Raw genomic sequence first — 26269 nt, forward strand, 5'->3', positions numbered from 1 at the left:
GGTCACTTGTCAGCAGTCATATTCTGCTTAAATTCGGAGTAATGTAGGAGCATACTGGAAGCGATCGCTCCTATTTCATCCAGAGGAGTTTGAAGCGAAACATAGCGATATCGAAAAGCAGCCAATCTAGGATCTGTCTCTTGATAGAGGATATCTTGCGCCAGGTTTCCCCAGCGCTCTTCTGGCATCAGATCGAGAGTCATGCCAGCATGACCAGAAGGTAGCAGCATATTAGAGCCATGTACACCAATCACCAAGCGGCTTTGGGAATAAACTTGACACATCTGCCTCTCAGTGTCTGAATCAAACTTGTTTACCCGCAAATCTTCAATCCAGTCGGGAAACTGAGTTTTCCTTCCCAAACCAGCGATCGCAAACTTTGCTAAAGGAACTCTAGCTCGAATCTTTAAAAATAGTTTTTGCACCCGTTCATTCTGAAGCTTGAGGGCAATATCAAGCATTTTTAATTTTCTCAAGGTTTTGAAGAGAAGCGGATTACACCAGATCCGATCGTCGCGCCAAATAAAGGTTATTTGGTTTGGATCTTTATCAAAGTTATGGCTGGGAACCCGCGTAAATTTACTAATGTCAAAATGCCTCGGATGAGAATATGCTTTGCTTACGCAAATTTCATCAAAACGCTTAGATTCCTCAGAGATAAATTGCTCAAATTTCGGATAGTAGCATTGCCCCCGTCGTAAAGGGATATTCACCGTCCAAATTTCTGTAACGTCCTCTGGAACCATCCATCTCAAGAACTTTGGTACGATGACAATTAAGCCCCAATCCGGATAATTATCCAGATGTCTTTGGACATTTAGCAGCTTTAATAAGCTATGCCCATAAAGATAATCGATACAGTTTAAGATGATGACACGTTGATGCTGCTTAAAAACTTCTTTAGATACCTCAATCTCTTCAGATTGTGGATTTTGCAGAGAGGAAAGAAGCTTTTCGCCTAACCAATATTTACAAGATTCATTTCCAAAAACGTCGCCTTTTGCTAAATCAACTTGATAAGGAAAGGTGACAGCATGACCAACTTCTAAATCCTCAATAATTTCTGTATTGCAAGAGTCGCATTTAGATTTTACGCAAATATGCATTCCTTGCCAAAGAATACCTTGAGGCTTAAGAGCTGTACCGCTGTGGGGACAGGTAGATTGGTGCTGAATATTTGGCTTTATTTCAATCATCGCACTATTCCTTTAATTCTTGTAGCAGCCTTATATAAATTACAAGAACGTAAAATAAACTTACCGATAGGCTTTAAATCAGGAATTATAAAATTGAGAAGTATAGTCACAATGAAATAAGTAATCAAAGTCGCTATAGTGGCTCCAACAGCCCCATACTTGGGAATTAAATATAAATTTAAAATTATATTTACTACTGCTCCTGTAAATGTTAAAACTAATTCATTTTTTGCTTTACCTTCAATCATAATAAACGCATTTCTGGCCAGACCAAAACCACTACCAAACTGTGACCAAACATAGATTGATAGTATTGTAGCTGAAGCTGCATACTTATCTCCGTACAAGAAATGAACGATGTAAGTGGAAAGCAGTGAAACTGGAATTGCTATTATCAGCCATAAAATTAAGGTTAAATCAAAGTAAGCCTGAAATTTTTTGAGATATTCAATCTCCCCTTGAGCCTTAGCTTCGGTGAGTTTGGAAAAAAAAGATATCTGCATGATAGAGGGGATGAAATCAAATATCTGCGATATCTTCACAGCAGCTGCATAAATGCCTAATTCATATTTAGGATCGAACTTCAGTTCTTGGGCAGAGAAGGAACCTAGCATGACCTGATCGATGGTGGAATAGACATAAATTGCGATTCCCGATACAATCAGGGGCCAACTTTCTTTGATTAAGTCCTTCGCCTGAGGAAGACTGCTGCGCCATGCTTTTATATCCTGTCCGCTTGTCTGATAAATTATTACCAATCCCACAGCAGCTAAGGCAAGTTCTCCACATCTTGCCCAGGCAAATGCAATGAGAGGAGCTTTAATTTGAATTAAGACAATTCTGACAGCGCAGACAAGTAAATAGGCGCTATTTTTAACAACAACTGTATATTTGGATTGAACTTGCGATCGGAACCAAAGATCGATCGTCTCGAAAGCTTGAAAAATGGTTCCGGCAGCGATAATTCCTACCAACCAATGAGTTAAAGTGTCCTGGGGCTGTAGTAAGGAAATTGCGCCAACCGCTAACAAAGTTGTTACAGCACCGCCAATAAGTTTTAGTGCTAGGGAAGTCCCAAGCGTTTCATTCTTGGTAAATGGATCGCGCACAATGTCGCGCACTACGATGCTATCAAGCCCAAGATTGGCAATCGGCCCTAACAACGCTACAAATGCGATCGCATAATTAAATAAGCCAAACTGTTCCGGCCCTAGATAGCGAGCCACCCATATTCCTACAATTAGGCTCAAGCCCATTTGGAGGATTTTGTCAGCGAACAGCCACGCGATGTTGCTGAACACCTTGCGTAGACCAGGGCTAAGCTTTTGATTTATCAGACTCAGCTTGTCTAACATCAGAATTGGGCAATTTATGAAGGAATAAAGATAGGGTTTGAGAACTGGGTCGTGCTACAGAACCCTATTTGTTGTTGCGGTAAACAGAATGGAATTGATTATTTACCTTTAGCACCTTGCAAAACTTTTCTTACAAATTTTGCGGTTCGCATCAACTTTGGTTGCTCCCACAAATACTGCAAGAAATCGGTTTTCAGTTTTGCAGCCGCTGAATAATTTTTATACATTGAAGGAATCAAGCGATACTTCATTCCTTTGTACGTGGCATAATCTACAGCAGTCGGAGATTCTGCATTGCGGCTACCGAATTCATACACCGCTGGTAGATAATGAGCTGTTAGAGATTTTCGAGAATATTGGGGATTGAGTGTTTCCAAGGAACCGTGAATAGTTCTAGAGTTCCAGAACAGGACATCCCCTTTTTTCAAGGCAGGAGCTTGAATATTACTCTTGTGAGTGTTGATATACTCCTTCAACTTTTCTAAGTAAAACCGATTAGATAGTTTTTCATCATCCGTTAACTCAAAGTCAACGAGATGGGATGTTGGTAAAACATAGAATCGACCAGCTTCTTCGTGGATGTCTTCCAGAGCAAACCATCCAGCTAACAAATGACCATTAGGCATGGAATCTAAATAGTACCAATCCTGATGAGCTGGAGTAGCCGTGTTCATATCAAAGAACATCGTTTGCATGAGGTTATGCTCCTCACTACCCGTCAGTTCAGTCAGTGCTTCTCTAACCTGCTGTAAACAGAAAATTTCTTTGGCTGCCTCAGTAAATGCTGGATAATCTGGGTAATCGTGAACATCCCGGAAAGATTCTTCAGAGTATCCGTTGGGAGTAATTCTATTGGTTTCCCATTTATTAGTTGACTGCCTAAAGAAAGGAGATTTGGATGAAAGAATATTAGAGTTATACTCTTTTAAAATATTATCAATCACATTTTCAGGAATGAGATTTCTAAATACGTAGTATCCGTTGGTTTCGTAATAATCTTTAGGTCTGTCCATAAACTCAATCCTTTATAAACCGATTGTTTTAGTTCACTTTTAACCGTATATTATTAGATATCGAGAAAAATTTCCTACGTAAATATCCTGAAATTAGATATTGAGAAAAATTTCCTACGTAAATATCCTGAAAAAAACGTTGAATTTTGTGGCAACACGGCTTAACATATTTTGCGAAACTCATCCTTATTGGAGCGATCGCTTACCGATCCTCTGCCCCTTCTAGCGATCGCCTGATTGGTCAGACACCCCTCAATACCGGCGAACCAGTTTAAACTCTGGAATTCTCTTGAGAACTTTTTCCTGTAGCGTCCAGGCACAATCGAACTGTTGCTATAACATAAAACAGCCAAGCAGAGGTAATTGACATCAATCCAGTTTCAGTAATATTTGTCATGACTGCCCAGGTAATCAGTAGCAGGGGCATGACTAATTCAGGTTCTTGAGTACGCTTCATGTACTGGACTGCCAAAGCAATATTGGTTAAGAAAGAAAGACAAAAGAACCCTAATCCCACCAATCCCAAATCTACGGTGATATCTAAAAAACCATTGTGAGAATGCTCTGGCTTAAATTGGGTTTTCACCACTATAATGTCAGCCGCCGGATCGGCTGCTCCTCGCCAAGACTGCCAAAAACCTTGGTATCCATAGCCCAGTAGTGGATGTTGTTTAATATGGTTAATTACCAAGGGCCAGAAGTCTGTGCGTCCGGTCAATGTCAAATCTTTATTCAGGGTATCTACAATAATAAATTCGGCATTTTGGGTAATTACAATACACAAACACATCGCAAGAGCCATAAAAAAGATTATGCAAGCAAAAGCTAATCGGGGAGGCAAGTTTTTGATAAAGCGGATAACGACTAACACGCTTATCAGTAAAACTAATAGAACTTTTCCCATCCCGCTGTTTGAGCGTTGTAGAGCAAAAATAGATAAAGCAGCGAAACCAAGAGATTGCCATTTAGTTTTCGGTTGGCGAACTGACTGTATATAACACATGACCGCCGTTAGACCCATCAAAAAGCCGAAGGCATTTCCGTGGGGTAAAATTCCTTGCCAGCCTTTGGTAGTTACTCCAATTGACGGTCTGAATAAAGCATAAAATATACTCAGCACAAGTATAACTTTGTTAATTGTAAGCAATAAATCAAATAGTTCTTTCCACTTATACTGCTTGCCAACGTAAACACAAAAAGCAGTTGTCCCCAAAAAAACTATACTAGCTTTGAGTGTGTAACTTGGAGTTTCTGACCAAGCCGCAGATAGAACTAACACGAACAGTAATCCGCAAAAATAAATATTATTAATTAACAGCCTAGAAACAACAAAAACTGAATCCTTAAGGTTATGCAGGAGGCGCGAATAGATAATAAACATAAAAGTGGCATAAATGCCGATTTGCAAAATTGTAGAATAAAGTTTTTTTCCCTGTAAATATAAAGCTCTGGGATGGATTTTATCAAAACCACTTAGGGTGACTCCAGCGATCGCAAATATTAATAAAGCAATAAAAACTTTTTCCAAAATTTTAGAAGTGGCTTTACTTCTACCAGCAAAATTAAATAATAATAAAACATAAATGATGGCGCTGGCAGCCGCTATTAGCAAAAATAAAGGGTTTGAAGCTAGAGTATTCATGTTTAATATTCTTAACCGAAAGATAAAGCAAAGCTCACCCTATACGAGTATAGCGGCTGATTAAACAAGAGAGAAACAAGCAATTTGCGTATATTTACGAGTATTTAATTATTTTAAAGATACCAATTAAAAACAAGTATCTTTAAAAAGCTTGCTATAGATAGGGTTAAGAGTTTTACCAAGAAAACTGAGGATAAATAACTACTATTTAGAGTGGCAGATTTATCCTCACACAGCTTAGATTTAAAAATATAAAACAAGTAGGTTATGTATGGGCGATCCAGGTTTTTATAGACAACTCACCCGAACTTCTGCCGGTATAACCTTAGTGGCAACATTTGCCATTGCTTGTCCCTCTCCTACCCAGGCGACTCTGCCGCGTTTTCAGAAACCTACGATTCTTGCACAAGCGAATACCAATCCCGCTCGACCTGATATAGCCTATACATTGGGTGGAGGCGATCGCATCCGCCTTGATATCTTCGAGGTTCCCCAATATAGTGGCGAGTACCAAATTCTAGCAGATGGCTCCTTATCCCTACCCCTGATTGGTACCCTATCGGTTCAGGGGCTAACCGTGCCACAAGCGACTAATGCCATTTCATCTGCATACTTTCGCTTCCTCAAACGACCCATAATCAGCATTAGCGTTCTGTCTCCTCGCCCTATCAATGTTCGGGTGGGAGGAGAGGTGACTCGCCCAGGCGGCTTCACAATTCCCCTGATAGCCGGAGTCGGGAGCGTGCCTGGGTTCCAATATCCCACAGTAACGCAGGCAATTGAGCAGGCGCAGGGAATTACGCTGACGGCTGATATTCGTAAGGTTCAGGTGCGTCGCAAGCTAGCATCCGGTTCCGAGCAAGTTATCAATCTTAATCTTTGGGATCTGATCCAAACCGGCGACAGCAGCCAAGATTTAAATTTGCGGGATGGAGACACTGTTTTTATTCCCACAACCACCACCATTAACTTAGACGAAGTACGGCAAATCGCCACGACTCGTTTTTCACCTCCTTTAGAAGAACCCCGCAGTGTTGCAGTCGTGGGGGAAGTCAACCGTCCTGGCACTTATGTTGTTATCGGAGGAAAGACAACACTAGAGCAAAGAACCCTAGGACTACCAACCGTAACGCGGGCAATTGATTTGGCTGGGGGGATTAAGCCATTGGCAGATATTCGCCGTATCCAGTTGCGGCGACTCACCAAAGCAGGGACAGAACAAATCATCGATCTAAATCTTTGGCAACTCTTGCAGGCTGGTGATTTCAGTCAAGATACACTTTTGCAAGATGGAGATACCATTTTTATTCCCACTGCATCAGCAGTCAACCCGGCAGAAATTTCTGAATTAGCGACCACTAGCTTTTCTCCCAGTATTATTAAGGTAAGTGTGGTAGGAGAAGTGAAAAGCCCAGGAGTGGTGCAGGTTGCGCCAAACACAACCTTGAATCAAGCATTGCTGACTGCGGGAGGATTCAATGATGCTAGAGCAAATCGAAAGGCGGTCGATTTAATTCGCCTCAACCCCGATGGCACAGTGTCAAAAAGTAAAGTCAATATTGATTTAACCCAAGGAATCAATGAGGCAAATAATCCACTCCTCCGCAATAACGACATTATTGTAGTCAGCCGATCTGGAAGCGCCAAGACTTCTGACAGTGTGCGAACATTCTTAGAACCGATAGAGAAGGTTTTCACATTTTTCAACATTTTTAATTTATTTGGAATCTTGGGAAACAATGACTAGGTAAGTATATCTTCAGGGTGTATCTATAAACGTTCTCTTAAACTGTAGTTAGCTGCTTTTTTTCTATCTAATTCTATCTAAATAGGTAAATGGATACCGAACACAATTCACAGCCATTCTTCAATAAACGCAATAGCAAGCCGACTCAGTCGTTGCCTGGGCAACTCACTCGACCGTCTGACGACAGTGATGAACAGAAGCTGGACTTGGCATGGTTGTTGGGCGTTGTGCGCCGCCGACTCCCGGTTATGGCAGGGGTAACAATTGTATTAACTGTCATCTCAGGGAGCATGATTGTCTTCAGCTCAAAGCGGATTGTTCCAGAATATGAAGGAGCCTTTCGGCTTTTGGTGGAACCCGTTACCGCTGAAGATAGATTAGCAAAGCAATTTTTATCGTCTCAAACTAACAACGCAGATATCCAAAAAATTGAAGTTGAAAAATCTAGCTTGTTGGATTATGAGACGCAAATCCGAGTTTTGCAAAGCACGAAATTGATGTTGCCAGCCATCAAAGAATTGCAAAAAAAATATCCGGAGATTACTTATAACTATTTGATGACGAAACTCTTAATTTTTCGAGTCAATTATGAAAAAGATGGAGTTCAATACGGCACCAAAATTTTAGAAGTTAGTTACCGGGATCAAGATCAGCAAAAAATTCAGTTTGTATTGGATAGTCTTTATAAAAATTATCTGAACTATAGCCGCCAAGAGCGCCTGTCAAGCCTCAAACAGGGAATTGAGTTTATCAATCAGCAGCTACCTCAGCTACAGGGGCAAGTTGATACGCTGCAAGCACAACTCCAAAAACTCCGGCAGCAGTACAATGTCAGCGATCCGGAACAAGCAGACTCCTTGCTGTATCAGCAGGCTTTGACGATTGAAAGACAAAGATTAGATACCCAAGCGGAACTGGCTGACGCGCAAGCGCAATATGCCAGTATGCAAAAACAGTTGCGGGAAGGAAATACTACCGCAATTTTGTCTACAGATGCGAAGACTTACGAAACCTTGCTAGCGCAGATTCAGACTCTAGACAGTACCATTGCGGCACAATCCCCCCAATTTCGGGACGACAGCCCACCGATTCTAGTTCTTAGGGAAAAGCAGCAAAATTTGCAACAGCTGATGAGGGAACAAGCCCAAGGGGTTCTAAAAAAATTGCAGGGAAGAATCCAAGGAACACAGGAGCGCTACCAAACAATTCTGAGAACTGAAACTAAAATCAAAGCACAACTGCAAGAATTACCTGCGGTTGCCCGCCAGCACGCGGATATACAGCGAAAATTATTAGTTGCAACTGATAACCTCAAGCAATTTTTAGGCAAACGAGAAGCCTTAAAGTTAGATGCTGCCCAACAGGAAGTGCCTTGGGAACTGATTGAGGAGCCTCAGCTACGGCGCGATGAAGATGGCAACCTGATATCAGTAGCGACCAAACAAACTAAAAAACAGTTAGCGATCGCTATCGTTTTAAGTGCGCTATTGGGCATCGGACTGGGTTTTCTCATCGAGGCTCTCAATACAGTCTTCCACACCCCCGAAGATGTCAAAGGGGAAACGAAACTGCCGATTTTGGGAGTGATTCCTTTTGCCAAGGAACTCAAGAAACCGCCCAAGAAACCCAGTAAACCCGCTACCGTAGCGGAGGTTGCCGGTTTAAATCAACTGTTGGGTGACAATGCAGCAAATGGCAATGGTCGCAAGAAGCTGAATGTATACACCGATTCGCCATTTTTGGAAGCCTTCCGTTCTCTCTATACCAATATTCGCTTGCTCAGTTCTGGGACGCCAATTACCTCTTTGGCAATCAGTTCGGCGACACCGGGAGATGGGAAATCAACGGTTGCCATCCACTTGGCGAAAGCCGCAGCGGCAATTGGTCAGCGGGTATTATTGATAGACGCCGATTTGCGGCGTCCGAGTCTGCATACTCGCTTGAGCTTACCGAACGTGCGAGGACTCAGCGATACCATCGCCACCGATCTGAGTTTGAATGATGCCATTCAGCGATCGCCAGAAGACAACAACCTGTTTGTCTTAACATCGGGTCAAAACTCTTCAGACCCGATCAAGCTGCTTTCGTCAGATAAAATGCAGTATCTCATCGAGCAATTTCAAGCCCGTTTCGACTTAGTGATCTACGACTCACCACCTCTGGTCGGTTTGGCAGACAGCAACATCTTGGCTGCGAATACAGATGGCACCATTTTAGTTGTCGGGATCGATCAAACAGACCGTTCCATGCTAATGAAAGCATTAGATGGACTAAAAATTTCTGGTGGCACAGTCTTGGGTATCGTCGCCAATGGTATTAAAGGGTATACTTCTCCCGCGTATCCTTCCTATAGTCGCAATTAAGGGAGCTTCAGGACAGGGGCGCATTCTGGTGTTCTCTGAGTCTGTGCTTGGCTTTGTGCTAACAGCACTTGAGTCCCCAGTTGCTATGAGAGCGATCGCTCTCATAGCAGAGCTTTTCAAAAATGGGAACAACCGCAATCGAATTGCTTCTACATTACGGCGCTGCTGCACTCAAACGGGGTGAATGGAGATGATGAAGTTAAAGCTGAATTGGTTTCGGGACAAGGTTTTCCCAAAAACGCTTCCGAGAACGCGATCGCCATTTTCAGCAACGGCAAAGCCGATCGGGCGGACGCGCTTACTCGCTCAAAGCTGCTTATGGGGCGTCACCATAACTTCCTTAAGCAACGCTTTCGCACTTTTGTCAAGTGTTGGGGCACCCGTCTTAGCAGCGGAACGGGTAACGCTGCGCTTGGGGCCGTTTCAGCAATCGGTAGCAATCGAAGATTTAGAGGATTTTGCCAAAACGGGGGAAGTTCCCGCCAGTCTCAAGCCTTATAAGGCATTGCTAAGCTCAGAATTTCGAGAAATACTCAACCGTCGCTTGCACCTAGATCCGAATTTGGGAGACAAAGTGGTGAAAGACGTGTTGCGATCGCCCGTTGGAGAAGAGTTAATCAAGAAGCTGGGATTGGCGCTACCGAATAGTACGGTTGAACAACTGCAAGCTGGTCTAACCCTAGCCTTGCGGCAAGCCAATGGCTTAAGCGTCATCAGCTTTTTGCAGTCCTATCCAGCCGACACAATTACCGTAGACGCCTCCTCTGCGATCGCGATCGCCCTAGAATTCAACGCGCCCTACTGGCAAAGCGGAGCTTTAAGCCCGCTACTGGAGCGAGAACTGACCGTCACCAAAGGAAAATTCCGTCCCGCCTTTAACCCCGCCCAAGCGGGTTCCGAAACAGTACAGCAGCAGACTCTGACCTTTCACGACTGGCGACGCCAGGAGCCGATTCTGGGGACATACACCAGCGATCGCCAGATCGTCGTCGATCTCTACTGGGCAAACACAAACGAGAAACCACCTTACCAAAACTCTCAAAATCCCCTTGTCGTCCTCTCTCACGGCTTTGGAGCCGATCGCTCCTTCCTAGCCTACATAGCCCGTCACCTAGCTTCTCACGGCATCACCGTCGCCGCCATTGAGCATCCGGGCAGCAATGCCAACCGAATCTTTGGAGGGCATTTTGGCAGCAACTCCGTGGGAATGCCCGGTTTGGTGTCCTTGTTACCGGCGTCCGAGTTTGTCGCCATGCCCAAAGATATTAGCTTTTTGCTCGATGAGCTGGCTCGGCTAAACCAGCTACCAGGTTCCCTTCAGGGGAAGCTGAATACCGAGAAAGTCAGCGTTATTGGTCATTCCTTGGGCGGCTACACAGCTTTGGCGTTGGCGGGAGGCGAACTGAATCTGGATGCGTTGCGGCAATTTTGCAAAAATCGCAATCCCCTAGGGAAATCGGGAGGGGATTGGTTGCAGTGTGCAGCAGCGGGTCTGCCCGACCAACGTTTGAACTTGCGGGATCGGCGCGTGGTGCAAGCGATCGCGCTTAACCCCGTTGTGGGAGACTTGTTTGGCGAAAAAGGTCTTGGCAAAGTTAGCACTCCCACCTTAATCTTGACTGGCACCAGTGATTCTCTCACCCCATCGCTGAACCATCAACTACGACCTTTTACCCAACTGCCCAGCCCTAAATATCTCCTCACAGCAATTGGCGGAACTCACTTAAGCATTAGCGATTTTGGTCCAGGCAGCCAAGGCGAACTTCTCACTCAAACAACCCTCGTCAACGAACGCACCGGCAAATCAGCGGCTCCCCTGCGCCAGTTGCTTGAAGGCGTCACCTTGGCATTTGTTAAACAACTGACCCCAGCCGCCTCAACTTACGAACCCTTCTTGACACCCGCCTACGCCCAATCTCTCTCTACCCCAGAACTGGCCCTGCGCCTGAATACGCAACTACCCCCAAGCGTCACTTCCTGGCTGGCTTTGCCACCTCTGCCTTAGAAACGCTGGCATCACGGTGGAAATGTTTCTCGGAACTAGGGCAAGGCTCCGAGTCTTGGGCGGAAATCCCGATTTACTTAAAGTAAAGCTGCGACTAATTAAAAGTTAGCATTAAGCTAATAGCTACTTTTAACAGTAGCCTCTTCAGGAGAGAGCGCATTATGGACCCCATCACGATTCTTGCCCCCCTCGTCTTGGTGATCGTTGGCTACACAGTGGGTTCTGTGAAAATTATCAACGAAGGAAATCAAGCTTTAGTAGAGCGCTTGGGTCAGTACAATCGAAGACTCGCGCCCGGTCTCAACTTCATCGTTCCCTTTGTTGACTCAATTGTGGTGGAGGAAACCAGCCGCGAGAAGTTTTTGAACATTGACCCTCAACAGGCAATTACCAAAGATAACGTTTCGCTGAAAGTTGATGCAGTGGTGTACTGGCAGATTCTGGATTTGGAAAAAGCCTACTACGCCGTTGAAGATATTGAGCAGGCAATCGAAAACTTAGTTTTAACGACGCTTCGCTCTGCAATTGGTCAAATGGAACTGGAGCAAACTTATTCTTCCAGAACCGAAATCAATCAGACTTTGTTGCAGCAGTTGGATGAAGCGACTGCTGCGTGGGGAGTTAAGGTGACTCGCGTCGAGGTGCGAGACATTACGCCCGCAAAAACTGTCTTGGAGTCTCTGGAGCTGGAACGAGCAGCGGAAAGTAAGAAACGCGCTTCTATCTTGGAAGCGGAGGGAACTGTGAAGTCGATAGAAATTCTTAGCCAAGCTTTGCAGTCACAGCCTTTAAGTAGAGAAGTATTGCAGTTTCTCGTTGCTCAAAGATATGTCGATGCCAATCAGAAATTGAGTGCCAGTCCTAACTCCAAGGTGGTATTTATGGACCCGAAAGCCTTATCAGAAGCCATGACTGACTTAATGACTACTCCTGAGCCTCCCAATGGCTCTAATGGCAATGGAGCAGGTAGTGTTTAAAAGGTAAAAGGTCAAAAACAAAAAGTAAAAGAGTTTTAAGAGTAGAGAGTCTGATTTGAAATTAAAAACATCAATTTTTAAGGCATTTCAAGACAGCGATCGCTCTTAGCTTTTTTATTTTTATTTTCTGAAAATGGCATCAGCGACGCGACAGACATCGTGCATTGGTTGGACATCGTGAACCCGGAGGATGTCGGCACCTCCCGCGATCGCTCCGCAACAAGCCGCCGCTGTTCCCCACACTCTGGCTTTGGGATCGGGTTGATTTAAAATCCGCCCGATAAAACTTTTCCGGGATGGTCCCACTAACAGAGGAACACCCAAGGAATGCAACATCGGCAGGCGTTGCAAGATTTCCAAGCTTTGGTCGTAAGTTTTGGCAAAACCAATGCCGGGATCGATGATAATCTTCGAGCGATCGATGCCAGATGCGATCGCCCGCTCAATTTGACTTGACAAAAACTCGGAGATTTCCCCCATCAAGTCCTGATAATTCGTCATCTGCTGCATGGTAGCTGGCGTCCCTCGGATGTGCATCAACACAATTGGGACACCCAACTCTGCCACCACAGCAAACATCTCCGGGTCGAAAGTCCCGCCGGAAATATCATTGACCATATCAGCCCCCGCTGCAACAGCTGCCCTTGCCACAGATGCCCGCGTCGTATCTACAGAAATCGGCACCTCAGAAGGATGAGGGATGCAGCGCTTTGCCCTTCCCGAAGAATAGGATAAGGGATTGCAGTGTTGAGCGGATTCTATGACTCCCACCGCCGAATCGGATTCATCCTTCCTGCTTCCGCCTGCATCCTTTCGGAGCGCCTGCACCACTGGCAGCACCCGATTCAATTCCTCTTCCAAAAGAGTTTCAGCGGCTCCTGGTCGAGTTGATTGTCCCCCCACATCGAGGATATCGGCACCGGCTGCCACAAGATGCTTAGCGGCAGCCAAGGCGTCTCCTAGCGTGTTAAAGTCTCCGCCGTCACTAAAACTATCAGGCGTCACATTCAACACACCCATTAAATAAGTGCGCTGTCCCCAGTCAAAGATGTGACCCCGGAGGGTCAAGGGATTTTGGATTTTGGATTGATTCATCCGTCATCCGGCAAAGATTGCGCCGCAACGAAGAGCATCCTTCATCCTTGTTTAAAGTTGACAATTCGGGCAAAACTCGCAGGCTCCAGACTTGCTCCCCCTACCAAAGCCCCATCGATTTCTGGCTGTGCCATGATTTCATCAATATTATTGGGCTTGACCGAGCCACCATACTGAATCGAGACATTTGGATTCGTCAATTGAGTGCGAATTAAGCCAATCACCCGATTTGCTTCTTTTGCCTCGCAGGTGTCACCAGTGCCAATTGCCCAGATAGGTTCGTAGGCGATAACCAGGTTATCTTGGTTAATGTCAACCAGGTCTTTTTTCAGTTGGGTAGAAATCAGGGATTCTGTTTCACCAGCATCGCGTTGTTGCTTGGTTTCGCCAACGCAGAGAATGGGCGTTAAACCATAGCGTTGCGCTGCTTTCAGCCGCAGATTTACAGTTTCATCGGTTTCGCCAAAGTATTGACGCCGTTCGCTATGACCCACAATTACGAAACGCACCCCAATTTCTGTCAGCATGGGTCCGGCAATTTCACCTGTGTAGGCTCCCATTTCGTCCCAGTGGACGTTTTGGGCACCCAGCTGCACGCGGCTACCGTGCAGATTTTTAGACATGATGCTCAAAGCAGTGAAAGGAGCCGCTAGCACTACTTCCCGCTCGTCTGGGGTTTCTTCTAGGTGGGACATGAATCCTTGCAAAAACTCCAGACTCTCTGTCTGAGTTTTGTACATTTTCCAATTACCGGCAATAACTATTTTCCGCACAGCTAACTCAGTCAAGTTCAGAATGCTAAAAAGTGTAATCTCCAGTTTAGTACGGCGGGGGAACCCCTGCTTTCTCATGCGATCGCATTTACACTTTCTGGCTGCTAAAAGCGTAATTCCTTGAGCGTTGCCATGATTTCACCCCGCAATACGCAGCGTACCAACACTCGATCCCCAGAGCGATCGCTCCTGCGAATGCTGTTCTTAGCCGCTACTCGCTTCAAAAATCTTTTTATTACTTTAGTTAAGTATTCAACCGAAAGATTCCTTAAATATTTGACAAAAACGCCAAAGCTCGGTCTATTACCGACCGAGCTTGTGCAAGAGCGATCGCCCAATCGCCCAAAGCGCAGATACAGCAGCGCTCTTGCTCTATCGTGCAGCCTTTGCCGAAAGCCGAGAGGCTTCTTCTGCCTCTACCAGAATCCATGACGAAGACAAATCTTCTACAAAAGTCTTTTGGCTCAAACTTGCGGCTTCAGCCACTCTGACGATGAGTGTTGGTAAATAAGTGCTATTAACCATCTGATAGCCATAGCCAAAAACCTTGCCAGAGCGCCCGGTTTGCTTGTGTAGCACGCAATCTCCGATGTTAAGCATGGTTTTAATCCTGATTCGGTAATTTGCCGTTTTCTTACTTCTTGAATTGCTCTCAAGTTATTGGATGGATATCTCGCTTTGACCGACAATCCATCGATTTGGCAGCAATTTGTCTAGCGTTTGGGAACGAAGAATAGAGTTCTTGCAAAAATATTGAAAACCTTTCCCAACTTCCGGAAACGAAGAGGGAGTCTCATTTCCTCCTTAGGAGGAATACAGAGGATCGTTTGTTTTTTGCAAGAGACATCTATGCACTGAAAGCACACAAACGTTGGATGAAAAATCTCTTTTCTACTGCCTTTTCTTGCTCAGTATCGGTAGGAAAATCCCACCGCAAAAGACTCAGCACTTTTCATTGAAAAAAATCTTAAGCGACTAGCTGAGGTTTGCTCGCAGATCCAGCAGCGGCTTGGCACAATAATTTGGTGTACAGATGGCTGAGTCTTAATGCCACGCTATTCCAGCTAAAGGCAATTTCCACCCGTTGCCGACCCATTTGACCTAATTGGTCTCGCCAATCGGGATTAATTAGGATGCGGTCAATCGCCTGTGCAAAGGCGACTTCATCTTTGGGAGGCACCAGTAAACCCGTTACCTCTGGCACTACGGTAAACTGCAAGCCGCCTACATTGCTGGCAACTACGGGAGTCCGGTTAGCCATTGCTTCAATGGCAACCAAACCAAAGGGTTCATAGTGACTGGGGACAACACACACATCGGCGGCTGAGTAGTAGAGAGGCAAATCGCTATCTTCTACGCGACCGGGGAAGCAGGTGAGATCGCCAATGCCTTGTTCAGCTACGATTTTCTCAATGCGATCGCGTTCGATTCCGTCACTCTGTCCCGGACGACTTCCGCCTGCAATGAATAGCTTCAGGTCACAAGACTCGCGTAAGCTTGATTTTGCTACCGCTCGGACTAGAGTTTCAATTCCCTTTCGCCGATCGAAACGACCCACATACAGCACTACTTTGGCGTCGGTGGCAATTCCTAGCTGTTGGCGTGCCTCTTGGCGCTGAATGGAACCAAATCTTTCAATATCTGTACCGCAGGGAATCATTTCAATCTGTCCCTGAGTGGAAACAAGCGATCGCATTTGATCCGCTTCTTGTGGACTCGTGGCAACAACCCGATCCACTGTTTCCAGACACGCTTTTTCAACTGCTAGTCGTGTGGAAGCGATCGCGGGAATATCGGAAACTGTACGATACTTCACTGCACCCAGAGAGTGATAAGTATGTACCTGCTTCAAAGATTGGTGCTTCTTCAGTTCCATTCCCACCCAAGATGACAACCAATAATTGGTATGCACCAGCGTATATTGCCAACCTTCACGCTGCTGAAATGCCTGGAATTGTTGAACAAACTCTGGTAAATACCCGAAGAGTCGATCCCGACTCATGAATTGGGCTGGCCCAGCGACTAATCGGATTGTCCGGCACTTAGGTGTATGCTGAACTACATCCAGTTGCTCCGGAGTGCTGCGGCGAGTGAACATATCCACCTGCCATCCTTGCTCAGCCAGTGCTAATCCTATTTGACGCACATAGACATTTTGACCTCCAGCTTCTTCTTGCCCAATTTCTACCGCTGGATCGCCATCTACCGAAATTAAGGCAATACGATTTTTTTGGGTCAGTAACATCGGTTGATTTTCTCCTCATGGCTAGCGTACCTGCTTCAGACGCCAGCAGTTGAAGCACGAAATGTGCCTCTACTCATAGTCGAGGGCAGGTACAACGAAGCGAACAGATACCAGCCAAGGACACTGATGAGATCGCGCAAATTCTATAAAATTGCTGACTCTTCAGTCTCCTCTCAATGCCGACGGAGTTAGCTGACGGGCGAGGACTGAGAGATGTCCCTTTCTGAGGAATTAAGAATGCAAAATTAAAAATTAAAAATAGTAATCCTATTTTTTTAATTTTTAATCTGAATTTTTAATTTCCCATAGATAAGCCCCAAAATTTGGTTCCTCCGCTCCAGCTTCACCTTAATCAGATAAGGAACGTTTTTAAAAGCGAGATACTGGATTAGGCTGACTTATGTAGACTGACTGCAAAGGTAACACTACAATTCTAAAATCGTCAATCTATCCTAAGATTGATGATTTTTTGAGATGAGATGATAGTTTTTATGCTTACCATCTAAGGGTCAGGCTTGCTAGGTTAAGCGTTTGATGTTTGCTGAGGTAGTAGACAGAGTAGGGAATGGTTAAAGTAAAAAAAACCATAAGCCTGTTTTTGTTGGGGAACGTTCGCGCACGGGATTAACCTAGACGCGAAGAACTGCAACTCGTTATCAATAAAAGCTTGTACGTCTTTAACCCTTAGTCATTAGTTCAATAGCAACAATACTAATGACTAAGGCAACAACTCGTTACCGTTGCCACTACTCATCAATTAATTCTAATTTTTATATAGCAGTGCTAAATGATTACTTAAAGGGGAGATCCCCGACTTCTTCAAGAAGTCGGGGATCTAAACCGCTGGAGCGCAACTCAAATAGGATTGCTATAGATTCGAGACAATTTATTAGATTTAATCTCAGAAGTAAATCGTAGTTGTTGAGCAACAAAGGTTGTCTTAGCGATTAGGGGTTAGCAATTTCAGTTCCTAATCGCTAACAGCTAATCGCTAATCGCTAATTGCTTTTTTAGCGACTTGCTGCCGCTTCACGAGCCGCCGCCGCTTCATCTGGGTGAATCCCCAAGCGCGTCAGATTAATCCGACCTTTGCTATCAATTTCCCGCACCTTGACAATGACTTCATCCCCGACAGCCACCTCATCTTCGACGCGACCGACTCGGTAATCAGCAAGTTGAGAAATGTGGATCATCCCTTCTTTTCCGGGAAGCACCTCCACAAACGCCCCAATGGGAATAATCCGGGTTACGCGACCGGCGTAGACATCACCCTCATTCAGCCTCCGCGTCATCCCTTGGATGATGTTGCGGGCTTTTTTCGCCTTCTCTCCATCTACCGCTGAAATCGTGATCGTGCCATCATCCTCAATGTCGATTTTGGCACCCGTTTCTTCAGTGATGCTCTTAATCATCTTGCCTCCAGGCCCGATGACCATGCCAATGAGTTCTGGCTCAATCTTGATCGTCAGCAAGCGAGGTGCATAAGGTGACATCTCGGTGCGAGGTTGGTCAATGGTTGCCAGCATTTTCTCTAAAATGTGCAGCCTAGCACCCTTTGCTTGCTCGACGGCTTTGGCAATGATATTCAGAGGCAGTCCGCTGATCTTCATGTCCATTTGCAAGGCAGTGATACCAGTATCGGTACCTGCCACCTTAAAGTCCATGTCACCTAAGAAATCTTCAATGCCCTGAATATCAGTCAGAATGCGAACTTCTTCGCCTTCTTTAATCAGTCCCATTGCTGCGCCACTCACTGGCTTCGCAATGGGCACGCCAGCATCCATTAAAGCGAGGGTAGAACCACACACCGAACCCATCGATGTGGAACCATTGGAAGAAAGAATTTCAGACACCACCCGAATCACGTAGGGGAACTCTTCCTTCGACGGTAACACCGGCACCAGTGCCCGTGCGGCTAGTGCCCCGTGACCAATTTCCCGACGACCGGGTGCCCGCATCGGCTTGGTTTCCCCAACAGAATAGGGCGGGAAATTATAGTGATGTAAATAGCGCTTTTCATCTTCTGGGTGCAGGTCATCTGCGAGATCCTGGGCATCGCCTGGGGTGCCGAGAGTACAAACAGATAACACCTGGGTCAGTCCTCGGTTAAACAAACCGCTACCATGAACCCGATTGGGCAACAGACCAACGCGACAAGAGACAGGGCGCACTTCATCAAGCTTGCGACCATCTACCCGCACGCTGTCTTCGAGAATCTGACGGCGCATCAGCTTCTTGGTGATCTCTTTAAAAACGTTACTCACCGTTTTAGAGTTAGCCGCAGAGGCAACTCGGATGGGGTCGTCTTCTGGTAATTGTGCGATCGCTGCCAGGACTTGTGTCTCTTTGATCTGATCTAAAAGAGCATCGCGGCTATTTTTGTCTAGTTCAAATTTGGAGAGGACTTCTTTGATTTGGGCAGTCGCGCGATCGCGGATAAAATTCTCTAGGGTCGAATCTACTTCCGGCGGCGTCTCTTGCACCAATTCAATCCCCAGTGCTGCCATCAGTTCTCGCTGCGCCTCAATCAAGTCGCGCACCGCCTCATAGCCGAAATCAATCGCCTCAATGACATCCTGTTCTGGCAGCTGGTTCGCTCCCGCTTCCACCATAATCACGCCATCTGGGGAGCCTGCCACCACCAGATCCAAATCCCCTGCCTCGATTTCGGCATAGGTGGGATTGATAATAAAATCATCCCCCACCAAACCAACCCGCACCGCTGCCATCGGCCCCTGGAAGGGAATCTTTGCCAACAGTACCGCAATTGAAGCACCTGTTACAGCCAGGACATCCGGCGGCACCTGCTCATCCATCGACAGCGTGGTTGCCACTACCTGAATGTCATCTCTCAGCCAGGAAGGAAATAAGGGACGCAGGGGACGGTCAATCAAACGACCCGTGAGCGTTACTTTTTCGGGGGGACGCCCTTCTCGCCGCAAGAAACCACCGGGAATCCGACCGGCTGCATAAAGCCTTTCTTCGTAATCTACCATTAACGGCAGGAAATCAATGCCTTCTCGACCTCCGGAGCGAGTCGCCGTGACTAAAACTGCGGTGTCTCCTGACTGAATTAAAACTGAACCCCCAGCTTGAGGGGCAAGCAAACCCACCTTCAGTCGAATATCCCGTCCATCAAAGGATATTGACTTGTCTAGCTCTACCATGTGGTACTTTGTCCTTCTATCATTTTTCTTTATCTTTCGCAATCGTAGCACTTAGGTACTGGTGGTGCCTTTAGGTAGATGACGGCACTCAGGAGACGAGGAGGGACAGGGGAGCAAGGGCGCAGGGGAGCGACGATGACTACTGATGAATTAACTCAAAGAGCGGTACATCCGAAAGGGCGTCTACTACCCCGTCCATCAGATAAATGTCCAGGACTCGGAATCCGCCCGATTGTCTCAAATCCCAAAGATTGCCACAATCGGATAGAGGGCGTGTTAGTTGCAAATACAAAATTGAACATCACCGCCGTGTAACCCTTAATGGGAGCAATTTCTAGCATTGCTCCCATCAACCTAACCCATGCCTTGACCCCGCTCAAGCAGGTTGTACAATAAATCCAGCATTGCAGATGTGGCTGCACCATCCGGGAAAGTTGGGTTTGAGATAGAAAAATCCCAAGATTTTCATCGGCGTTGGTGGATTTAGTGTGGTTGTAAGTGACAACAAAAGCATCGTGGCTCATCCTGTAGTCAGCAAATTCTACTTTGGATAGAGGTTGATTTTGGGGATAAGTTTGACCCTCAATAATAATCTGATTCAGTAACTCTCTGACTGCATCTTGCTCCTGAGGAAACATCCGGTCTAGTTCGACTTTAGTCTCATTTTGCAAGGTAGTTAAAAAAGACAGATTAATTTTCATTTGTTAGTAAAATTTGTAATAATTGATGCTTGTAATTTAGCTGGAGAAAGAAAAAGATCGGATTATCTAATAGCTAATTTTTGATTTAATAAACCTTAATAAATTGAGTTAATTTTCCCAAAAAAAGCTTCTAAATATGGCAATTTTACACGGTAGTTGGCTCGTTCAACCTCAGGGTGGTTATCTATTTGTTTGGGGAGAAATTTGGCGACCCATGACGCCAGCGATGTCTTCTCAAACCGATACGGCGGCATCCCATCCGATGGCGATGACGCAGGCAGAATTAATCGCTTTTTTGCGATCGCGTAGTATCTTTGGAGAATCGAGCCGCCTTTCGAGAAGTCGCGCTAACGAGAAATGGCACAAGAAAGCGATCGCTCTGCCCAGTCAAACTTTAGAAACAGGCGAGCCAATTTACCCGGTGCTGTCTACCAAAATGCTTTCAGAAGGTGCGGATGCTTCAACCTTATCCTTACACCTCTGGCAAGTTGAAGGGCTGTGTCTCCATCCTCTGGAAGCAATACAATTTTTGCAAGCGCTACCCCTTGGCTCTTTTAAAGCGTCTGATGCTTATGTAGGGGGAGATTTACGCTATTGGGCACAGGTTAGCCGATGGATTTTGGATCTTCTGGTGCGATGTAAGTTTTTACCAACCCTGCATCGGCAGTTGGATGGTACAGTTGTCGCCGGTTGGCAACCCCTACTCGATAGTGCGTTAGATCAAGCGCGTTTGGAAAAGTTTACCCAGCTAATGCCCTCTGCTTGCCGCACCTATCAACACTCAGAGGTCAGTAGTAAAGAAAAACCTAACGAACAACTGACACCAGACGCACCAAAGGAATTACTTTTGGGATTCTTAGGCAGTGTGATAGACGCGCAAGTGCGTTCGGGTGTTGGTAATTCTCCCTTACCAGCAGTAGAACCGATAGTTCGGGAGTGGCTGCAAGCCCTTTCGACCGCATCAAATACCCTGAAGGCAGAACCGACGGCAATCGGACGCTTGGAAGTGGCACTTCAGACTTGGACATCGCCAGTGCAAGATCATTTAGTCGCCGCAGTGTTCGCTAGCGGGGAGTTGAGAACCAGCCAATACCAACAAAACCGATTTCGCACCTGTTTCCTTCTCCAACCACCCGCATCAGGCGATGAGAATTGGAGTTTAGAATACTCTCTCCAGGCAACGGGCGACCCAGAATTTTTGGTAGATGCAGAAACTATCTGGAACCATCCCTTAGAGCGTTTGGTCTTCAAAGGGCGCACGATTGAGCATCATCAGGAGACTTTTCTGAGTGGCTTAGGTTTGGCTGCCCGACTTTATCCTCCCATTGAATCCAGCTTGCATGACCGTCGCCCGCAGTTTTGTCGCTTGACACCCGTGCAGGTGTACGAATTTATCAAGGCGGGTGCATGGCGACTAAAAGACAGTGGATTGGGAGTCGTGATGCCGTCCAGTCTGATGCCTGCGGAGGGAGAAAATAGGCACTTGGGGCTGAAAATTCGCTCCAGCACCACACCGGGCAGAGGTCAATCGGGATTGCAAAGCTGGCTGTCTTTCGAGTGGGAATTAGCGATTGGCGATCGCACGATTTCTAAACAAGAATTTGACCGCCTGATCGCCCTGCAAAGTCCGCTGGTGCAAGTAAATGGGGAGTGGATAGCCCTGCAACCCTCCGATGTTAAAGCCGCTCAGTTGCTGCTGGCAACGCCCAAAGACCAGATGGCTCTCTCCTTAGAAGATGCTCTGCGGCTGAGTACCGGCGATACCAAGGTGATTGAAAAACTTCCGGTGGTTAGCTTTGAGGCAGCAGGGCCACTTCAGCAGTTGCTAACGACTTTAACTAATAATCAGGCGGTGGAAGCGATCGCGCCTCCTGCCAATTTCCAGGGGCAGTTGCGACCTTATCAAGCGCGGGGCGTCGGCTGGCTCTCTTTCCTCGAACGCTGGGGTTTGGGAGCCTGTCTCGCAGACGATATGGGTCTGGGAAAAACTATCCAGTGTATTGCCTTTCTGCTAAATTTGCAAGAAGAAGAGAAATTAGAGGCACCGACGCTATTAGTTTGCCCAACTTCAGTTTTGGGTAACTGGGAACGGGAAGTTAAGAAGTTTGGCCCCACGCTGAAAGTGGTCGTCCATCACGGAGATAAACGACCGAAAGGGAAAGCGTTGGAGAAAGCTGTTAAGGGCAAAGATTTGGTGATTACCAGTTATTCACTGGCATTTCGAGATGCCAAAGACCTTCAGAGTGTTTCTTGGCGGGGTGTGGTGCTGGATGAAGCTCAAAATATTAAGAATCCACAGGCGAAGCAATCGCAAGCAGTGCGTCAGTTAAAAGCAGGTTTTCGGATTGCGCTAACAGGAACTCCGGTGGAAAATCGCTTGGCAGAACTGTGGTCAATTTTAGATTTCCTGAATCCGGGGTATTTGGGAACGCGGGATTTCTTTCAACGCCGGTTTGCTTTGCCGATTGAAAAATATGGAGATATGGCTTCGTTGCAGACATTGCGATCGCTTGTTAGTCCTTTTATCCTGCGACGACTGAAAAGCGATCGCAATATCATTCAAGATTTGCCAGAAAAGCAAGAAATGACTGTATTCTGCGGACTCTCTGCCGAACAAGCTGCACTCTATCAAAAATTGGTGGAAGAATCGCTGGTTGAAATTGACAACAGCGAAGGTGTGCAACGCAAGGGAATCATTTTAGCTTTGTTGATAAAATTAAAGCAGATATGCAACCATCCTGCCCAATTTTTAAAGGAAAAAGAACTGGTAGCACAGCGTCGATCTGGTAAACTTCAGCGTTTAGAAGAGATGTTGGAGGAAGCTTTATTAGAAGGCTATCGCGCTTTGATTTTTACTCAATTTGCCGAGTGGGGAAAACTTCTCCAACCTTATTTAGAGAAACATCTAGGTTGGGAAACTTTGTTCTTGTATGGAGGTACTCGCAAACAACAAAGAGAGGAAATGATCGACCAATTTCAGAACGATCCTGAAGGTCCGAGAATCTTTATTCTTTCTTTAAAAGCAGGTGGCACTGGACTCAATTTAACACGGGCAAATCATGTCTTTCATTTCGACCGTTGGTGGAACCCAGCAGTCGAAAATCAGGCAACCGATCGGGTATTTCGGATTGGTCAAACTCGGAATGTGCAGGTACATAAATTTACCTGCACTGGCACTTTGGAAGAAAGAATTAATGAAATGATTGAAAGTAAGAAAGCATTGGCAGAACAAGTGGTGGGCGCTGGTGAACAGTGGATTACGGAACTGAATACTGACCAACTCCGCAATTTATTATTGTTGGATCGTACTGCTGTAATTGATGATGAATAACAAACTGTTTATGGTTCATGGGTTTAAGACTGTAAGGCTGAACCTGGAAATGATAAAAGGGATAATAATGCAAGATGGGATTAGGATAAAAAATGAATAATTACGAAATTCAAAGCCGCGAATGGTGGGTACAAGAATGGATTGATCTATTAGAGAAATCCCGGTTCAAAAAGCGATTGGAAAGGGCACGAAATTATGCAATGCAGGGAAATGTTCTCAGCATTGACTTTCAAGGGTCAAAGGTGTTAGCGAAAGTGCAAGGTACGGCACCAGAACCCTATCAAGTTTCCCTATCGCTAGACCCTTTTACGGATGAACAGTGGGATTATGTGATTGAAACCATGTCTCAACGGGCGATTTTTTCTGCCCAATTATTGGCAGGAGAAATGCCGCTAAACATTCAAGAAGTGTTTACCGCCAATGGTTTGAGCATATTTCCCTTTACCCTGTCCGATATCCAGGCACGGTGTAGCTGTCCGGACAAGGAAATTCCCTGCAAACATATTGGTGCAGTTTATTATCAGTTAGGCGATCGCTTCAGTGAAGATCCTTTCGTAATCTTCCAGTTGCGGGGACGCACTAAAGAACAAATCCTCGATACCTTACGCAAACTAAGACGCGGTAGCGAACAAAATTCTGAGACAGAAACTTCGATGGCTGAGACATCCCAGCCATCGGGCGAGGGTACTTCATCCCTACCAGTAACCCCACTCAAAATTGAGCAATTCTGGCAATACGACGAACCGTTAGATTCTTCACTGGTGGTAATTGCACCTACCGGCGACACCGTATTAAATGTACTGGGGTCAATTCCTCTAGCATCCGATTCTAGTCAAGCGGTGATGCAATATTTAGACACCGTTTATCAAACAGTCAGTCAGCAAGCTTTTCTAGCGGCGATGAATTTAGAAGAAAATTGAGCGTTTGAGAGGCGCAATATTGCATCTCATAAAACCTCTTGTTGTAGCTATACTACCCACAATCCGTCCTTTGAACTGTCACAATCGATACTTTCACAAAACAGTTGGATTGTACGTAGTTCACTTATTTAAAGGGTGGAATTGCAGATGGTAAGCCCACCCGCATAAACAACCGCGCGAAGGCTTGTGAAAAGTGTTCTAAAAATGGTGACTTTAATCGCCAACGCAAGCTGAACTCAGTCGCATATTTCACAAGATAGTCATAGGGCAAGCTATATATTTCTCGAAAATCTACAACGAGTGCTTCTCGATTATTGGCTGGATTTGTTGGCGATGCTAGCAAATGCAATCCTTCAACTCTACCTTTCAATACCTCATTCCATTTACCCTTTTTTGCAAAATCTGGGTTAGCTTCCTCAAACTGTGATAAAGAGAAAATTGGACTCAGCGCCACTAAACGCACCTTTTTGTTTTCCAAGTCACAGCTTTGATTCAAAATTATCAAATCAAATTCGTTTATTTCTACCTCTATGTCTTGTATTTGGTCGTTTTTGCCAAAAGTGGTTGGATCAAACACTGGTACAGGCACAAGACATCCAGGCAGGTAGTCACCCTGCCTGAGGGTTGGCTCATTTACCTGCACCCAGAAAGGCTCTATCGTCATTCTTCGTCTAGTGGGTACGGCAGAGGTTTTCCACGCCCTTTGAACTGGGCACGCATATGCACACGCTCCGAGCGCTTTGGTGGCACTAGATTGTAATTGATTTCTCTAATATTTTCCAGAGACTCTAAGAATTCCTGAATAGCTGTCAAATCTAGCAAAATGTTTTCAGTTACCTGTGCAATTTTTCGCCCCTCAGGGCTTTGCAGCTGAGATGTAACTTTTGATTCTCGCACCAGTAATTTGGGCGGGGTTGTAATTTCGTTAGGACGTAGGGGGGAAACTGTAGCCATTAGTTGATCAACTCCCTTGTGCGATCTGTGATGCAAGCTTCAAAGACCTGATCTGTCCGGATGTGCAGTTGTTCCAGATAATTCCAAAGTCCTACTTGATCGTTGGGTATGTCCCGTTCTCGAAATACGTCAATATCCAAGAGTACAGACACCACATCAGGGGCTGGTGGAGGAACTATCGCTTGATTGAGAACAAGCATTGCTTCTAGATCGTGCTGGGGAATTTGTAATTGCATGAAGTAGCCACTTAGCCCTTGCGGCAAGTCGGGCGAGACTTCAGGCACCGTCCGTAGGTAATCCTTAAAATCATTCAGTGGAAGAGGGATATCTAGTCGATTAATGTACCGAACTGCTATCCGGGCGATCGCCTTTGGGTTCGTCAGTGACCGATAAATACTCCAAAGCCGATGTGCTTGTTCTCGGAATGTCTCCCAAGAGTCGTAGGGAGCAAGCTGGCTGAAGCTGAAGCCATCCAGACGTGCCTGAAAAATCTGTTTTTGATTACTACTGGAGAATCTATAGCCTATTTGGGTTTGACTGGCTGTAGCCCCAACACTAGCACCAGCTATCATTAGCCCCTCTACAACAAACATATCCTCACGGATTGGGTAGTCAGTCTGGATGGTAAGGTACACTTGCGCCAATGTGTCGAGTTTAACTTCTTCAGGAAGTTGAACCCGTAGGTCTATCACCGCTTCGGTGATCGGGGCGCGTGAATAGTGTTTTCGGGCTTGCATACCAATTATCGTAGCCTCCTCCGGCTACGGAAGCAATGGCAGGCTATA

At 45.8% G+C, this 26269-nt stretch carries 20 protein-coding genes and 1 riboswitch; of the genes, 7 read left to right on the forward strand and 13 right to left on the reverse strand.

The annotated features are described in order from the left end of the window. Positions 1 to 2: 2 nt before the first annotated feature. The 3 genes from AC2VDX_RS15945 to AC2VDX_RS15955 form a co-directional block, all read right to left on the reverse strand. Positions 3 to 1196: a hypothetical protein gene (locus AC2VDX_RS15945; protein ID WP_378173704.1), complete on the reverse strand. Its 1194-nt coding sequence runs from the start codon at positions 1194 to 1196 to the stop codon at positions 3 to 5. Further along, entirely contained in the window at positions 1193 to 2551 is a 1359-nt protein-coding gene (locus tag AC2VDX_RS15950) for a flippase (RefSeq protein ID WP_378173701.1), read from the reverse strand. The genes AC2VDX_RS15945 and AC2VDX_RS15950 overlap by 4 nt, the downstream gene beginning before the upstream one ends. Before the next feature lie 98 nt (positions 2552 to 2649). Next, on the reverse strand, positions 2650 to 3564 hold the full coding sequence (locus AC2VDX_RS15955) for a phytanoyl-CoA dioxygenase family protein (protein ID WP_378173697.1): 915 nt from the start codon (positions 3562 to 3564) through the stop codon (positions 2650 to 2652). A 146-nt stretch (positions 3565 to 3710) separates the two neighbouring features. On the opposite strand from AC2VDX_RS15955, the gene AC2VDX_RS15960 reads away from it, so the two are divergent. Continuing rightward, positions 3711 to 3839, forward strand: coding sequence for a hypothetical protein (locus AC2VDX_RS15960; protein ID WP_378173694.1), 129 nt, complete (start codon positions 3711 to 3713; stop codon positions 3837 to 3839). On the opposite strand, the gene AC2VDX_RS15965 is transcribed toward AC2VDX_RS15960, so the two are convergent. After that, on the reverse strand, positions 3836 to 5206 hold the full coding sequence (locus tag AC2VDX_RS15965; RefSeq protein WP_378173691.1) for an O-antigen ligase family protein: 1371 nt from the start codon (positions 5204 to 5206) through the stop codon (positions 3836 to 3838). The genes AC2VDX_RS15960 and AC2VDX_RS15965 overlap by 4 nt on opposite strands. A gap of 271 nt (positions 5207 to 5477) precedes the next feature. On the opposite strand from AC2VDX_RS15965, the gene AC2VDX_RS15970 reads away from it, so the two are divergent. The 4 genes from AC2VDX_RS15970 to AC2VDX_RS15985 all read left to right on the forward strand — a co-directional run bounded on the left by AC2VDX_RS15970 (position 5478) and on the right by AC2VDX_RS15985 (position 12298). Then, the gene (locus AC2VDX_RS15970) at positions 5478 to 6953 is read left to right on the forward strand and encodes an SLBB domain-containing protein (protein WP_378173688.1); all 1476 of its coding nucleotides are present in this window, start codon (positions 5478 to 5480) and stop codon (positions 6951 to 6953) included. Between the two features lie 89 nt (positions 6954 to 7042). Then, positions 7043 to 9316 (forward strand): GumC family protein, encoded by a 2274-nt coding sequence (locus AC2VDX_RS15975; RefSeq protein ID WP_378173685.1) that lies wholly within the window; start codon positions 7043 to 7045, stop codon positions 9314 to 9316. Positions 9317 to 9506: 190 nt separating this feature from the next. Further along, a complete protein-coding gene (locus tag AC2VDX_RS15980) occupies positions 9507 to 11321 on the forward strand; it encodes an alpha/beta hydrolase (RefSeq protein WP_378173683.1) in 1815 nt (604 codons plus the stop codon). 161 nt (positions 11322 to 11482) lie between these two features. Further along, positions 11483 to 12298, forward strand: coding sequence for an SPFH domain-containing protein (locus AC2VDX_RS15985; RefSeq protein WP_378173680.1), 816 nt, complete (start codon positions 11483 to 11485; stop codon positions 12296 to 12298). Between the two features lie 120 nt (positions 12299 to 12418). Here AC2VDX_RS15985 and folP read toward each other — a convergent pair whose 3' ends face one another. The 6 genes from folP to AC2VDX_RS16015 form a co-directional block, all read right to left on the reverse strand. Beyond that, positions 12419 to 13393 (reverse strand): dihydropteroate synthase, encoded by a 975-nt coding sequence (gene folP, locus AC2VDX_RS15990; protein WP_378173677.1) that lies wholly within the window; start codon positions 13391 to 13393, stop codon positions 12419 to 12421. Between the two features lie 41 nt (positions 13394 to 13434). After that, positions 13435 to 14166: a triose-phosphate isomerase gene (gene tpiA / locus AC2VDX_RS15995; RefSeq protein ID WP_378174063.1), complete on the reverse strand. Its 732-nt coding sequence runs from the start codon at positions 14164 to 14166 to the stop codon at positions 13435 to 13437. A 372-nt stretch (positions 14167 to 14538) separates the two neighbouring features. Beyond that, complete coding sequence (locus AC2VDX_RS16000) at positions 14539 to 14766, reverse strand: hypothetical protein (protein WP_378173675.1); 228 nt, start codon at positions 14764 to 14766, stop codon at positions 14539 to 14541. A gap of 367 nt (positions 14767 to 15133) precedes the next feature. After that, a complete protein-coding gene (locus AC2VDX_RS16005; protein WP_378173672.1) occupies positions 15134 to 16411 on the reverse strand; it encodes a glycosyltransferase in 1278 nt (425 codons plus the stop codon). A 162-nt stretch (positions 16412 to 16573) separates the two neighbouring features. Next, positions 16574 to 16785, reverse strand: a riboswitch (cyclic di-AMP (ydaO/yuaA leader). Between the two features lie 636 nt (positions 16786 to 17421). Then, positions 17422 to 19578 (reverse strand): polyribonucleotide nucleotidyltransferase, encoded by a 2157-nt coding sequence (locus tag AC2VDX_RS16010; protein WP_378173669.1) that lies wholly within the window; start codon positions 19576 to 19578, stop codon positions 17422 to 17424. 155 nt (positions 19579 to 19733) lie between these two features. After that, positions 19734 to 20279: a GNAT family N-acetyltransferase gene (locus AC2VDX_RS16015; RefSeq protein WP_378173666.1), complete on the reverse strand. Its 546-nt coding sequence runs from the start codon at positions 20277 to 20279 to the stop codon at positions 19734 to 19736. A gap of 136 nt (positions 20280 to 20415) precedes the next feature. Here AC2VDX_RS16015 and AC2VDX_RS16020 point away from each other — a divergent pair, with 136 nt between their 5' ends. Together AC2VDX_RS16020 and AC2VDX_RS16025 are read left to right on the forward strand one after the other, a co-directional pair. Next, complete coding sequence (locus AC2VDX_RS16020) at positions 20416 to 23610, forward strand: DEAD/DEAH box helicase (RefSeq protein ID WP_378173663.1); 3195 nt, start codon at positions 20416 to 20418, stop codon at positions 23608 to 23610. A gap of 92 nt (positions 23611 to 23702) precedes the next feature. After that, positions 23703 to 24530: an SWIM zinc finger family protein gene (locus tag AC2VDX_RS16025; protein WP_378173661.1), complete on the forward strand. Its 828-nt coding sequence runs from the start codon at positions 23703 to 23705 to the stop codon at positions 24528 to 24530. Between the two features lie 124 nt (positions 24531 to 24654). Here AC2VDX_RS16025 and AC2VDX_RS16030 read toward each other — a convergent pair whose 3' ends face one another. The 3 genes from AC2VDX_RS16030 to AC2VDX_RS16040 are packed head-to-tail and all read right to left on the reverse strand — an operon-like array spanning position 24655 to position 26221. Then, the gene (locus tag AC2VDX_RS16030) at positions 24655 to 25194 is read right to left on the reverse strand and encodes a hypothetical protein (RefSeq protein WP_378173658.1); all 540 of its coding nucleotides are present in this window, start codon (positions 25192 to 25194) and stop codon (positions 24655 to 24657) included. Beyond that, on the reverse strand, positions 25191 to 25484 hold the full coding sequence (locus AC2VDX_RS16035) for a hypothetical protein (protein WP_378173655.1): 294 nt from the start codon (positions 25482 to 25484) through the stop codon (positions 25191 to 25193). The genes AC2VDX_RS16030 and AC2VDX_RS16035 overlap by 4 nt, the downstream gene beginning before the upstream one ends. Then, complete coding sequence (locus AC2VDX_RS16040; RefSeq protein WP_378173652.1) at positions 25484 to 26221, reverse strand: TIGR04255 family protein; 738 nt, start codon at positions 26219 to 26221, stop codon at positions 25484 to 25486. Before AC2VDX_RS16040 ends, AC2VDX_RS16035 begins: the two co-directional genes overlap by 1 nt. Between the last annotated feature and the right edge of the window lie 48 nt (positions 26222 to 26269).

This window comes from Coleofasciculus sp. H7-1 (assembly GCF_057473865.1).

Coding starts and splice junctions, on each gene's coding strand:
- AC2VDX_RS15945 (WP_378173704.1), bottom strand. CDS start 1,196: ATGATTGAAATAAAGCCAAATATTCAGCACCAATCTACCTGTCCCCAC.
- AC2VDX_RS15950 (WP_378173701.1), bottom strand. CDS start 2,551: ATGTTAGACAAGCTGAGTCTGATAAATCAAAAGCTTAGCCCTGGTCTA.
- AC2VDX_RS15955 (WP_378173697.1), bottom strand. CDS start 3,564: ATGGACAGACCTAAAGATTATTACGAAACCAACGGATACTACGTATTT.
- AC2VDX_RS15965 (WP_378173691.1), bottom strand. CDS start 5,206: ATGAATACTCTAGCTTCAAACCCTTTATTTTTGCTAATAGCGGCTGCC.
- AC2VDX_RS15970 (WP_378173688.1), top strand. CDS start 5,478: ATGGGCGATCCAGGTTTTTATAGACAACTCACCCGAACTTCTGCCGGT.
- AC2VDX_RS15975 (WP_378173685.1), top strand. CDS start 7,043: ATGGATACCGAACACAATTCACAGCCATTCTTCAATAAACGCAATAGC.
- AC2VDX_RS15980 (WP_378173683.1), top strand. CDS start 9,507: ATGATGAAGTTAAAGCTGAATTGGTTTCGGGACAAGGTTTTCCCAAAA.
- AC2VDX_RS15985 (WP_378173680.1), top strand. CDS start 11,483: ATGGACCCCATCACGATTCTTGCCCCCCTCGTCTTGGTGATCGTTGGC.
- folP (WP_378173677.1), bottom strand. CDS start 13,393: ATGAATCAATCCAAAATCCAAAATCCCTTGACCCTCCGGGGTCACATC.
- AC2VDX_RS16000 (WP_378173675.1), bottom strand. CDS start 14,766: ATGCTTAACATCGGAGATTGCGTGCTACACAAGCAAACCGGGCGCTCT.
- AC2VDX_RS16005 (WP_378173672.1), bottom strand. CDS start 16,411: ATGTTACTGACCCAAAAAAATCGTATTGCCTTAATTTCGGTAGATGGC.
- AC2VDX_RS16010 (WP_378173669.1), bottom strand. CDS start 19,578: ATGGTAGAGCTAGACAAGTCAATATCCTTTGATGGACGGGATATTCGA.
- AC2VDX_RS16015 (WP_378173666.1), bottom strand. CDS start 20,279: ATGAAAATTAATCTGTCTTTTTTAACTACCTTGCAAAATGAGACTAAA.
- AC2VDX_RS16020 (WP_378173663.1), top strand. CDS start 20,416: ATGGCAATTTTACACGGTAGTTGGCTCGTTCAACCTCAGGGTGGTTAT.
- AC2VDX_RS16025 (WP_378173661.1), top strand. CDS start 23,703: ATGAATAATTACGAAATTCAAAGCCGCGAATGGTGGGTACAAGAATGG.
- AC2VDX_RS16030 (WP_378173658.1), bottom strand. CDS start 25,194: ATGACGATAGAGCCTTTCTGGGTGCAGGTAAATGAGCCAACCCTCAGG.
- AC2VDX_RS16035 (WP_378173655.1), bottom strand. CDS start 25,484: ATGGCTACAGTTTCCCCCCTACGTCCTAACGAAATTACAACCCCGCCC.
- AC2VDX_RS16040 (WP_378173652.1), bottom strand. CDS start 26,221: ATGCAAGCCCGAAAACACTATTCACGCGCCCCGATCACCGAAGCGGTG.